General features: G+C 39.9%; 9 protein-coding genes. All 9 read left to right on the top strand.

The annotated features are described in order from the left end of the window. Positions 1–94 precede the first annotated feature (94 nt). The 9 genes from tssA to tssH are packed head-to-tail and all read left to right on the top strand — an operon-like array spanning position 95 to position 11,537. Complete coding sequence (gene tssA / locus BCU84_RS18195; RefSeq protein ID WP_102529483.1) at positions 95–1,201, top strand: type VI secretion system protein TssA; 1,107 nt, start codon at positions 95–97, stop codon at positions 1,199–1,201. 34 nt (positions 1,202–1,235) lie between these two features. Continuing rightward, entirely contained in the window at positions 1,236–1,736 is a 501-nt protein-coding gene (gene tssB / locus BCU84_RS18190; protein ID WP_102529482.1) for a type VI secretion system contractile sheath small subunit, read from the top strand. Further along, on the top strand, positions 1,736–3,229 hold the full coding sequence (gene tssC, locus BCU84_RS18185; protein ID WP_102529481.1) for a type VI secretion system contractile sheath large subunit: 1,494 nt from the start codon (positions 1,736–1,738) through the stop codon (positions 3,227–3,229). Before tssB ends, tssC (BCU84_RS18185) begins: the two co-directional genes overlap by 1 nt. Before the next feature lie 45 nt (positions 3,230–3,274). Then, complete coding sequence (tssC, locus tag BCU84_RS18180; RefSeq protein ID WP_102529480.1) at positions 3,275–4,810, top strand: type VI secretion system contractile sheath large subunit; 1,536 nt, start codon at positions 3,275–3,277, stop codon at positions 4,808–4,810. A 12-nt stretch (positions 4,811–4,822) separates the two neighbouring features. Then, a complete protein-coding gene (locus tag BCU84_RS18175; protein ID WP_102529479.1) occupies positions 4,823–5,611 on the top strand; it encodes a type VI secretion system accessory protein TagJ in 789 nt (262 codons plus the stop codon). An 8-nt stretch (positions 5,612–5,619) separates the two neighbouring features. Beyond that, positions 5,620–6,105 (top strand): type VI secretion system baseplate subunit TssE, encoded by a 486-nt coding sequence (gene tssE, locus BCU84_RS18170; RefSeq protein ID WP_241904026.1) that lies wholly within the window; start codon positions 5,620–5,622, stop codon positions 6,103–6,105. After that, positions 6,102–7,931 (top strand): type VI secretion system baseplate subunit TssF, encoded by a 1,830-nt coding sequence (tssF, locus tag BCU84_RS18165; protein WP_102529477.1) that lies wholly within the window; start codon positions 6,102–6,104, stop codon positions 7,929–7,931. Before tssE ends, tssF begins: the two co-directional genes overlap by 4 nt. Further along, positions 7,928–8,911 (top strand): type VI secretion system baseplate subunit TssG, encoded by a 984-nt coding sequence (gene tssG / locus BCU84_RS18160; RefSeq protein ID WP_102529476.1) that lies wholly within the window; start codon positions 7,928–7,930, stop codon positions 8,909–8,911. Before tssF ends, tssG begins: the two co-directional genes overlap by 4 nt. Before the next feature lie 19 nt (positions 8,912–8,930). Beyond that, positions 8,931–11,537 (top strand): type VI secretion system ATPase TssH, encoded by a 2,607-nt coding sequence (gene tssH / locus BCU84_RS18155; protein ID WP_102529475.1) that lies wholly within the window; start codon positions 8,931–8,933, stop codon positions 11,535–11,537. The last annotated feature ends 24 nt before the right edge of the window (positions 11,538–11,561 follow it).

The following is an 11,561-nucleotide window of genomic DNA, read 5'->3' as shown; positions in this document are numbered from 1 at the left end:
GTGTTATTTATGTCTATTTAAAGTAAGGAATACACTAAAAAGTATTAGTTATTCGGAAGAGACAATATTTTTATAATTCAAGGATTGAATTTAATTGAACCAGCTAAAAGAATTATTCATTAATGATTTAATATTACCTATTGCTGAAGATTCAGCAACGGGTATTGATCCCCGTGAAGATATCAGCCCGACGTCGACTTATTACTTACTAAAAGATGTAAGGAATAATGCACGTGCAAAAGAGCGAAAAGCTCTGATTGATGAAGAAGACCTCTTATCTGTCGCAGTAGACTGGCGTCCTATTTTTGAACAAGTTCCTGGCGTACTCAAAGACCAAACCAAAGACATTGAATATATTGCTTGGTTTATTGAAGCAGCTTGTCGGTTACATGGCTTTAAAGGACTGAGTTTTGGTTTTACACTTGCAGCTGAATTGATTGAAACCTATTGGGAAAACCTATACCCCACACCTGAACCTAATGATTTATCCGAAAGGATAGCTGCACTTATTGGCCTAAACGGCATTGAAAGTGAAGGTTCACTCATTCAGCCCATTAAAACAATCCCGATCACTGAAGGCGGCTATGCCTTTTCCACTTGGCAATATGAACAAGCTTTAGAAGTGGATCGTTTAGATAAAGATAAGCAGGAAAAGCGTTTTGACTCAGGTGCCGTATCACTTGAAGAAGTTGAACTGAGCATTAAAGAAACGCCAGATAGTTTCTATATAGATTTGAATCAAGACATTGATGATGCCATTGCTGCATTTTTACGTTTGTCCGAAGCCATGGACAGCGCAATGTCAGGCCAACCACAACCTACTAGCTATATCCGTAAAGCGTTAGAGGCATGCGCTTTACAGATCCGCACTATTTCAGCACCCATTATCGAGAAAGTTAATGTCAGCGAAGATGTTGACCCAAGCGAAGCGAGTGAAAGTGACAGTGTTGTGAGTGATGCTGGGCAAAACGGAATGAGCCAACAGCTTAATTCACGTGCGCAAGCGATAAATAACCTAGAAATGATAGCGACCTTTTTTAAAAAAACCGAACCTCACTCTCCAATGTCCTATGCCATTGAACAAGTGGTTCGTTGGAGTGATTTAAGTTTACCTGAGTTGCTACAAGAACTAATCCAAGACGGAGAAGCGAGGAATGGCTTCTTCAAACTATCTGGAATTAAAGCAGAAGATAATCCCTAGTTGATTACTCACAATATTATTGAAAGGAGTTCAAATGAGTGTACATGATCGATTAAAACGAGTGAGAAAGCCACGCGTCCACATTACCTATGATGTTGAAACTGAAGGCACAGTAGTTAAGAAAGAATTGCCATTTGTCATCGGTATCACTGGTGACTTCTCTGGACATAACACTGAAACGCTTAAGCCATTAAAAGATCGCCGCTTTGTGCAAATTGATCGTGATAACTTTAATGATGTATTAAAGCGTATGAGCCCTCAGTTAAACATCGCAGTGCCAAATACATTGGCTGATGATGATTCTGAAATGAAGGTTTCGCTTAAGTTCGATAGCATGGAAGATTTCGAACCTGCAGCCATTGTTAATCAAGTTGAGCCATTAAAAAAATTAATGGAAACGCGTAATAAATTGCGTGACTTGATGACGAAAGTCGATCGCTCTGAAAACCTTGAGAACATTCTGGAAGAAGTACTAAGCAATACAAATAGCTTAGACAAACTTGCAGGTGAACTTAACCTTAAAGGAGCAGAGTAATGAGCATGGAAGCAGCCACATTAGATGCGACAACTGAAGAGCAAACAATAGAAGCATCGATTCTTGAACAGGCAATCGGTGCCACTAAACAGACTGATTCAACTCGTGCTGAAGAACTCATTCGTTCACTCACCGAAGAAGCCCTTAAAGGCACCGTGCAATGGGATAAAAACCTTACTGTTACCTTTAATAAAGCGATAAGCCAATTAGATGAAGTTATCTCTAAACAGCTATCAGCCATTATGCATAACGATGAGCTACAAAAGCTAGAAGGTAGCTGGCGTGGACTTCATCATACGGTTAAGAATTCTGAAACCAATGCGACATTGAAAATCCGTGTGATGAGCTTGTCTAAAAAGGAGCTACATAAAGATTTAAGCAAAGCGGTTGAATTTGATCAAAGCCAAATGTTCAAAAAAATCTATGAAGCAGAATTTGGCACACCAGGTGGCGAACCATATGGCTGTTTAGTCGGCGATTATGAATTCAGTAACCATCCAGAAGATGTTGAGTCTCTTTCACTCATGTCGAATGTGGCAGCAGCAGGATTCTGTCCATTTATTTCAGCATCTGGCGCTTCTTTATTCGGTTTTGATGATTGGACTGAACTAAGCAAACCGCGTGATTTAGAGAAAGTATTCGAGTCTCTTGAATATACGCAATGGCGTTCATTCAGAGACAGTGATGACTCTCGCTTTGTTACATTAACAATGCCGCGCGTATTAGCACGTTTACCATATGGCTCTGCCACTAAACCTGTTGAAGAGTTTTGCTACGAAGAGTTTGATATTGACGAAGCAAGCGGGCGCTCAAAAGTGGCTGGTCATGACGATTACTGCTGGATGAATGCGGCTTATGTGATGGCGACCAATATGGGGCAGGCATTTAGTCAATACGGTTTCTGTACTGCAATTCGTGGTGCTGAAGGTGGTGGTAAAGTTGAAGGACTACCAGCTCATGTATTCACCAGCGATGATGGTGACCCAGACTTAATGTGTCCAACAGAGATTGGCATTACTGACCGCCGCGAAGCTGAATTGAGTAAGTTAGGTTTCTTACCTTTATGTCATTATAAACATACTGACTACGCAGTCTTTTTTGGCGCTCAATCTTGTCAGAAGCCAAAAATATTCTCAAATCATGATGCAACCGCTAACGCAGCAATTTCATCACGCTTACCTTACTTAATGGCGACTTCTCGTTTTGCTCATTATTTAAAAGTAATGGCCCGCGATAAAATCGGCAGCTTTATGGAAGCTGATGATGTAGAAGCTTGGCTAAACAGATGGATTCTGTCATTTGTGAATGCATCTGAAGGTGGTGGGCAAGACATTCGTTCTAAATATCCACTTGCAGATGCGAAGGTTGAGGTTAAAGAGATCCCAGGTCAACCGGGTTCTTATAATGCAGTTGCATGGCTTCGTCCTTGGTTACAAATGGAAGAGTTAACTGCTTCTTTGCGTTTAGTCGCTAAAATTCCGAAAGTAGGCTAATCAGCGAAAGATAGCCGGATTTGTTTTCAAGGATAGAAACAAACGATGACGCAAGAAGCTATTTCATTTGTTACAAGTGAAATCTTTAAAGAAGGCACCGATGTCCCCACATCGGTGTCTTCTACTCCTCAAAAGCTTAAAAATAAGCATCTTGTTGAACGATTCCTCAGGGAGTCTGATTCAACGAGATCGCTTTTGTTATGGCTTGAGAATTCAAACCATTCACTGTCACGATTCGATAAAGTATCGGTATTACCTTTTTTGATCAAAGCAATTGAGGAAATAGACAGGCAGTTAGAGCAACAAATAAATACCATTATTCACCATGCATCCTTTCAAGCCCTAGAAGCGAGTTGGCGTGGAATTTTGTATATCGTTAACCAGCAAGAAATGCATGATAAAGACCAAAAGGTCAAAGTTAAGCTGTTAGATTGCTGTTGGCTGACATTATCAAAAGATATTAATCGTGCGATAGAGTTCGACCAAAGTGAGTTTTTTAAACTCATTTATAACAACGAATATGATATGTCGGGTGGAGAGCCTTTTGGTGCGTTGATTGGCGACTATCAAATGAGCCATAAAAATCGTCCGGGAGTATCGACAAACGATATTGATGTTTTAAAGGATATTTCTCGCACAGCTGCAGCGGCATTTGCCCCCTTTATAACCTCAGCAAGTCCTTCATTATTTGGGGCAGACGATTTTACTGATTTATCTGCTCATATGAATATCGGCAAAATATTTGAACAACATGAATATTTGAAATGGAATTCATTAAGAAAAATGGACGATGCACGGTTTATAGGCTTAACCCTGCCAAATATTTTAATGCGTTCACCTTATTTGATAGACGGCACTCGCAGTGAAGGCTTTAAATTTAAAGAGTCGATTAAAAATCCAAATCAGGACCATTTATGGGGCAACGCGGCATATGCCTTTGGCGGCATAATTATTCGCTCATTTAGTGACTCTGGTTGGTTTGGCCATATTCGTGGCTTAGAACCAGGAGCGCGAAAGAAAGGACTCGTTTGTGACCTTGCAGTTTGTCAGTATGAGACTGATTTATACCGTAAAAGGAACAAACCTTCGGTGGATTTACTTGTGAGTGATAGAGCTGAAAAGGCATTGTCTGATCAAGGCTTTATCCCACTATCTCCAGTCTCTGGGTGTGAGCACTTAGTTTTCTATAGTAACGCCTCCATACAAGAGCCACCGAAATATGAGCTTTTAGAAGACAACATCAACGCTAAATTATCGTCAATGTTGCAATACATTTTATGCGTCTCTCGGTTCGCACATTACATCAAAGTCATTGGCCGTGAAAAAATTGGCTCTTTGAATTCTGCTGAAGCATGTCAACGAGACTTACAATTGTGGTTACACCAATACACGACAGCATCTGAAGTTTCATCTGATGATGTACGTAGTCAATACCCACTTCGAAATGCTCAAGTGCAAGTTAAAGAAATGCGAGGAAAGCCAGGTCATTTCTATTCAATTATACAACTTCAACCGCATTTTCAATTAGATCAAATGGTTTCTAGCATCAAGTTAGTGACCGAACTTACGTCAAGAAATTAGTAAAGGATTACAATGAAAAATATCAATCAAATGCTTAATAATGGCCAATTACAACAAGCTATTTCATTCGTTGAAACAGAACTGAAAGAAGATCCGATGAATGTCGATCTGAAAAGTGCGTTAATAGAATTGTTATGTATCAATGGATCACTTGAACGTGCTGATAAACAGCTTAATTTATTAGTTCAGAAGCACCCTGATTTCCTTGTCGGGGCATCAAATCTGCGTCAACTCATTAGAGCGGAGCAAGCTAGGCAAGACTTTATGTCAGGTCAAGCGACACCGAAATTGTTTTCCCAAACTGATACCCACTCTGAAGCATTAATCAAACTTAGATTAGCGTTAACTGATGCTCAGGATGATGTGACTGTTTGTGCTGAAAACCTTGAAAGCCATCGTCCACAAGTTAGCCTAGTTTTTGACGAAAATACCAAAGAAGAAATTAGAGATCTAGACGATACCTTAGGTGGATTTATTGAAATATTTGGCACCGATGGTCACTACTATCTAGCCCAACATTCAGAAATTGATTATATCCACTTCAAACCCGTCTCGTCATTAGTGGAAACCGTTTGGCGACGTGTTGAGCTCGCGATTAAAGATGGCCCTAGTGGTGAAGCACATATTCCTATGGTCTATGGCGGCAGTGAAACAGATGCGCAAAAGCTTGGCCGCGAAACCGATTGGGAAGAAGTGGCAACAAATGTCATGTCGGGCAAAGGGCTAAAAATGTGGTTTGTTGATGATAATGCCTTGGCATTAAATCAAATCCAAAAAATTAACACTCCTGCTCTGCAATAAATTAACTCATGAAAAGCACTCAACCAATTATGGCATCCGTACTCGATAGATTAATCGATGATGCGCCTGATGAACAAGACATTAAAGATAGTCATCGCGGACTTAATTTACGCCAACTTAGGGCTAATGTTCGTCGGGATCTTGAAAATTTACTCAATGCTAAATTGCAATGGCAAACATGGCCTGATCATTTAGCAGAACTCGATAAGTCGTTAATGAATTACGGCCTAAGAGATTTTTCATCAATGCCAGTTGCAAGTTTAGATGGTCGTCAAATGTTGTGTCAGCAGGTTGCTGACACTATCAAACGCTTTGAACCTCGATTTTTAGAAGTCATGGTCGAAACCGTTGATAACGAACAGCCATTAGACCGAGTGCTTAGATTGAAAATCAATGCGTTGCTATATGCAGATCCAGAACCTGAATTTATTACCTTTGACTCAGAAGTAGAACCTATTCATCTCGCCATGATAGTAAATGAGGCATCATTGTGAACCAAGAATTATTAGAATATTACAATCGTGAGCTCGCTTATATCAGGCATATGGGATCAGAGTTTGCTGAGCAATACCCTAAAGTCGCAGGCAGATTACGATTAAGTGATGAACATGTTGAAGATCCACATGTTTCTCGAATGATTGAAGCTTTCTCTTTGTTAACGGCGCAAATAAGACAAAAGCTAGATGACAGTTTTCCTGAGTTAACTGAAGCATTGCTAGGACAGTTATATCCAGATTATCAAGCACCGATACCTTCGATGTCTGTTATTCAAGTGACGACTGAAAACCTGTCGACGACAGGTGTGCTATTACCTAAAAATACCAAGGTTGATACGCAAGTTGAAGGAATGAAAACCTGTCATTTTCAAACATGTTACGACATGAAATTATGGCCTATTGAAGTGACAAAAGCTCAATTTCAGAATGCGCCTTTTACAGCTCCTGAGCCACAATGGCCACAACGTGCTAAAGCCATTATTAAGCTTGATATTGCCTGTGAATTTGAAAAAATGAGCATGCAAAACTTGGGGCTTGGTAAGTTACGTTTTTTTCTTAATGGACAAGATCATCAAACCTTCCAGCTATATCAACTTCTTTTTGAGCATAGTCTAGGGTTTGCTTTAGTTAATGAAAGCCAATCAGTGTGCAAGTTTTTAACCAAACGTCATTTAAAAACTGTTGGTTTTGATGATGAAGAGCAGGTTATTCCTTACAGTCAACGCAGTAGCAGTGGTTACCGTTTATTGCTTGAGAACTTTATTTTCCCTGAGAAATTTTTATTCTTTGATATCGATGATTTAGAAGATTCATGGAAGGGGATTGACGACTCATTTTCACTGTATATTTACTTAAAAGAAGGTTCGCAAGATTTAGAGAAGCAAGTCTCTGCCAACCATTTTTTATTGGGCTGTACGCCAGTTATCAATTTATTCGAGCAAAAGCTAGAGTCTGTAAGTATTGAAGGCGCTCAATATGAATATAAGTTAGCGGCTAAATATGCCGATGCCGAAGTCTCCGAAATCATTAATATACAAGAGGTGATTGCTTATGATCCTAAGGATAATAAAGTTGAAGTTACCCCATTTTACGGTGAGTCTCATCCTCAATACTTAGGCCATAACAATCTGTTTTGGAATGTGAGAAGAGAATCTGCAAGTTGGGCTGGTGGCTACACTGAACAAGGCACAGACTCTTATTTGTCATTAGTCGACCATAACTTTAAAGGCTTTACTCCAGAAGAAGATTACGGCGCTTGGGTATTAAGTATTACTGCGCAATGCAGTAATCGAAATTTGCCAGCGCATTTACCTTTTGGCACTGACGAACCTAAGATGTTTGTACCAGAGCGTGCAGATATCATTAAACAAGTTAAATGCTTATTAGCGCCAACTTTACCTGTCAGAGCCACATTAGGTGATGCCTCAAGGTGGCAGCTAATTAGACACCTTTCTATTGACAGTTTTAGTGGACCAAATGCATTAAACAACTTAAAAGAAACGCTTAAGTTATATGACTTTAAGTGTTCACCAGAAAATAAAAATTTAATAGAAAATATACATCATGTAGAAGTGAGCCAAGATACTGCTCGAGTCAATCAGAATGGCCGAATCAGCTTTTGCAGCGGAAGTCATATCGAAATTACTTTTATTAAAGATCATTACTCAGGCAGTGGTGTATTTTTCTTTTGCTGTATTTTGGACCATTTTTTCTCACAGTTTTCAGTGGTAAATAGTTTTACCCGCTTAAGTATGCGATTTAAAGATCAAGACGCCATTTATCATACTTGGCCAGCACGTTCAGGGAAGATACCGCTGTTATGAATCTACAAGCCATCCTTGAAGCGCCTACTGAGTTTGATTTTTATCAAGCGGTATATCAATTCCAATTGCAATTATCTCATCAAGATAAAGGCTATAGAGTCGGTCACGATGCGATTCCATCTGAAGAACTAATTCGATTTAAATCGGATCAGCATTTAGGTTTCCCAGGCCAAGCAATTAGCAAAATTGACGCAAAACTTAGCCAGCGTACAGGTAAGCAAGCCGCCGAAATGCATGTGTCCTTTATGGGGATGACTGGGCCAAGTGGGGTATTGCCGCAACATTATACCGAATTAGTCCTTGAACGATTGCGCCTAAAAGATACTGGCATGCGTGATTTCTACGACTTATTCAATCATCGGTTAATTTCCTTGTTTTATCGAGCCTGGGAAAAATATCGCTTTGCAGTTAATTATGATTCGTCACAAAAAAGCACATCAGACAGTTTCAGTCATGTGTTGAACCAATTAAGTGGCGGAGGCACTCATAGCCGTTATTACAGTGGTTTCAGTCAAAGAAAGTCTCCTAGTGCAGAGTCATTGAGGCTGATGTTAGAAGATTTCACGGGTTGCATCGTTGAGATAAAGTCTTTCGAAGGGCGATGGCAGTCATTAGCTAACACTGAGCAGACAAGGATGGTGAGCCGCGCTATGCCTGAGGGCCAATATGCTCAGTTAGGAAAAGACGCCAGTATTGGCAGTAAAGTGTGGGACATTAACTCCAGTATTACGATTAACATCAAACCCAGTGAAAAAGGTTCTGTTGCTTCTTTTTTACCTGGAGAACCTGGGTACCTTCCGCTTAAAGAATTAGTGGATAACTACTTAGGTAAATCAGTAAAACACAAAGTTTATTTAGAAATAAAACAGCAAGATGCGCCTAAAGCGCAATTGTCTATGTCTGCTGTCCCACTGGGACTAGGATGCGGTTTATTAAGTCGCGCAGATAATGGACAACAACTTAAACGCCTAATGATATAAATAATAAAGGACTATAAACATGTCAGCGATGACCTTAAGTAAACTGGTTGAAAAACTGAATCCAGTGTGTCGAAAATCTTTAGAATCTGCCGCGAGTATTTGCCATAGTCGCAGTCAGTTTACCGTCGAAATAGAGCATTGGTTACTTGCTTTACTCGAAGGTGATTCTGGTGATTTAAACATTATTAATGCCAGCTTTTCGATTCAAAAAGAACAACTCATAAGTGAAGTGAGAAATGGACTAGAAAAGTTCAAAACAGGTAATAGTGCCGCGCCAAGTTTGTCACCGCATATTGTTAACTTACTGCGTCAAACATGGCTGAACACCACGATTGAATTTAATGATGATGAGATCCGAGCCGCTTATATCATTTTTACATTATTAACAGATGACTCTTTAAATTCATTGGTTTCTCGCTCTGCCAAGCAGTTAATGAAGATAGACCCTGCACAGCTCAAACATGCTTGGCCCCAACTGGCTAGGCAGTCAACAGAGCATAAAGTATCAAGCTCTGATATTGAAGAAACACAAGCAGTTCAGAGTGCCCCGAGTAAAACACCTAGCTTGGATCAGTTTACTCAAAACCTGACTGAACAAGCCAAACTCGGTAAAATTGACCCTATCTTAGGCCGTGATAATGAAATCAGGCAGATGATAGATATCCTTACCCGCAGACGTCAAAATAACCCTATCCTGACGGGCGAAGCTGGAGTGGGCAAAACGGCTGTTGTTGAAGGTTTAGCATTAAAAATCGCACAACAAGAAGTCCCTGATGCACTGCTCAATGTCAGTATTCATGTTCTAGATTTAGCATTATTACAGGCTGGTGCAGGTGTTAAAGGTGAATTTGAAAATAGACTTAAAGCACTGATTAATGAAGTTAAAAGCTCAATTAAGCCAATAATTCTATTTATTGATGAAGCGCATACCATGATTGGTAGTGGTGGCGCAGCTGGGCAAAATGATGCTGCAAACTTACTAAAACCTGCATTAGCACGTGGTGAGTTAAGGACGATAGCCGCAACAACATGGGCAGAATATAAGAAATTTTTTGAAAAAGATGCAGCACTAACTCGCCGATTCCAAGTCGTCAAAATTGAAGAGCCTAGTCCTGAGCAAGCGGTCGCCATGATGCGTGGTTTATTACCCGTTATGGAGACGCATCATAAGATCTTAGTTTCAGATCAAGCATTATGTGCAGCAGTAAACCTTTCACATCGTTATATAACGGGACGCCAGTTACCTGATAAAGCGGTCAGCCTTCTTGATACTGCGTGTGCCAGAGTCGCGATGAGCCAAGCTTCAACACCAGGCGCTGTTGAGTCATTACAACGTCAAATCCAACAGCTTGATACCCAAATAGCTATCTTATCTCGCGAACAAAAAAACGGTTCAGATCACAAGAAAGTATTGGCCGAGCTATCAAAAGCACAAAAAGGCTTTGAAAAAAGCTTAAAACCATTAATCAAACAATGGGAATCTGAATTAGCCACGGTGAAACAAATCTCGGAGCTTGTTGAACAGATCCAAACGCAGAATGATGACTGTACAGATTACCTGGCTCAATTGACCAAGCTAAAGCAGACTTTAGCTGCAAACAAGCAACCTATGGTGCATTGGCAAGTTGATGAACAATTAGTGGCTGAAGTGATTTCTGACTGGACAGGAATACCTGCGGGTAAAATGCAAGATGATGAAATAGCGACGATTTTAGATCTTAAAGCCAGTATGTCAAAACGCGTAATTGGCCAAGATCATGCTTTAGATTTAATTGCTAAAACAGTTCAAACATCTCGTGCACAACTGGGCGATGAAAAACGTCCAATAGGCGTGTTCTTATTAGCTGGCCCAAGTGGGGTCGGTAAAACTGAAACCGCATTGACCTTGGCTGAACAGGTTTATGGCAGTGAAGATAATGTCACTGTTATTAACATGTCAGAGTTTAAAGAAGAGCATAAGGTTTCATTGTTACTAGGCTCACCTCCAGGTTATGTCGGTTATGGTGAAGGTGGGGTATTAACTGAAGCGGTTCGCAGAAAACCATACAGTGTGATTTTGCTTGATGAAATGGAAAAAGCACACCCAGGTGTGCAAGATATATTCTATCAAGTGTTTGATAAAGGAATGATTAAGGATGGTGAAGGTAGGGATATTGATTTTAAAAATACCATTATCATCATGACATCTAATGCAGGTACAGATACCACAATGTCATTATTTGAAGATGAGGAAACCATCCCTTCAATTAATGGCCTACGTAAAGCATTACAAGATGACCTGCTAGCTTATTTTAAACCTGCATTTTTGGGGAGACTTAATGTCATCCCATACATCCCGCTGAGTAAATCTATGCTCAATGACATTACGACTTTGCAATTACAACGAGTGGGTAAGCGATTAAATCATCATTATCAAGCCAAGTTTAGTTATAGCGAAGATGTGGTCACGAAAATTGTTTCAATGTGCCAGGATGCTGGTTCTGGTGCACGTAACGTTCACAATATTTTGCAAAACACCATGTTGCCAGATCTTTCTATTAAAATTTTACAAAACATGGCTGGTAATAAAAAAACCACAAATGTCAAAGTGAATATTGAAAAAGAAGAATTTAATTATAAAGTCTAAATACATACTTATAGGTGTGTGACG

Source organism: Shewanella sp. 10N.286.51.B7 (assembly GCF_002873615.1).
GTDB lineage: Bacteria > Pseudomonadota > Gammaproteobacteria > Enterobacterales > Shewanellaceae > Shewanella > Shewanella electrodiphila.
This window is presented reverse-complemented; position numbering and strand designations above follow the sequence as displayed.

Excerpts from the sequence above, each read along its gene's own strand:
- tssB (WP_102529482.1), top strand. The coding sequence starts at position 1,236 with ATGAGTGTACATGATCGATTAAAACGAGTGAGAAAGCCACGCGTCCAC.
- tssE (WP_241904026.1), top strand. The coding sequence starts at position 5,620 with ATGAAAAGCACTCAACCAATTATGGCATCCGTACTCGATAGATTAATC.
- tssG (WP_102529476.1), top strand. The coding sequence starts at position 7,928 with ATGAATCTACAAGCCATCCTTGAAGCGCCTACTGAGTTTGATTTTTAT.
- tssH (WP_102529475.1), top strand. The coding sequence starts at position 8,931 with ATGTCAGCGATGACCTTAAGTAAACTGGTTGAAAAACTGAATCCAGTG.
- tssC (WP_102529481.1), top strand. The coding sequence starts at position 1,736 with ATGAGCATGGAAGCAGCCACATTAGATGCGACAACTGAAGAGCAAACA.
- BCU84_RS18175 (WP_102529479.1), top strand. The coding sequence starts at position 4,823 with ATGAAAAATATCAATCAAATGCTTAATAATGGCCAATTACAACAAGCT.
- tssC (WP_102529480.1), top strand. The coding sequence starts at position 3,275 with ATGACGCAAGAAGCTATTTCATTTGTTACAAGTGAAATCTTTAAAGAA.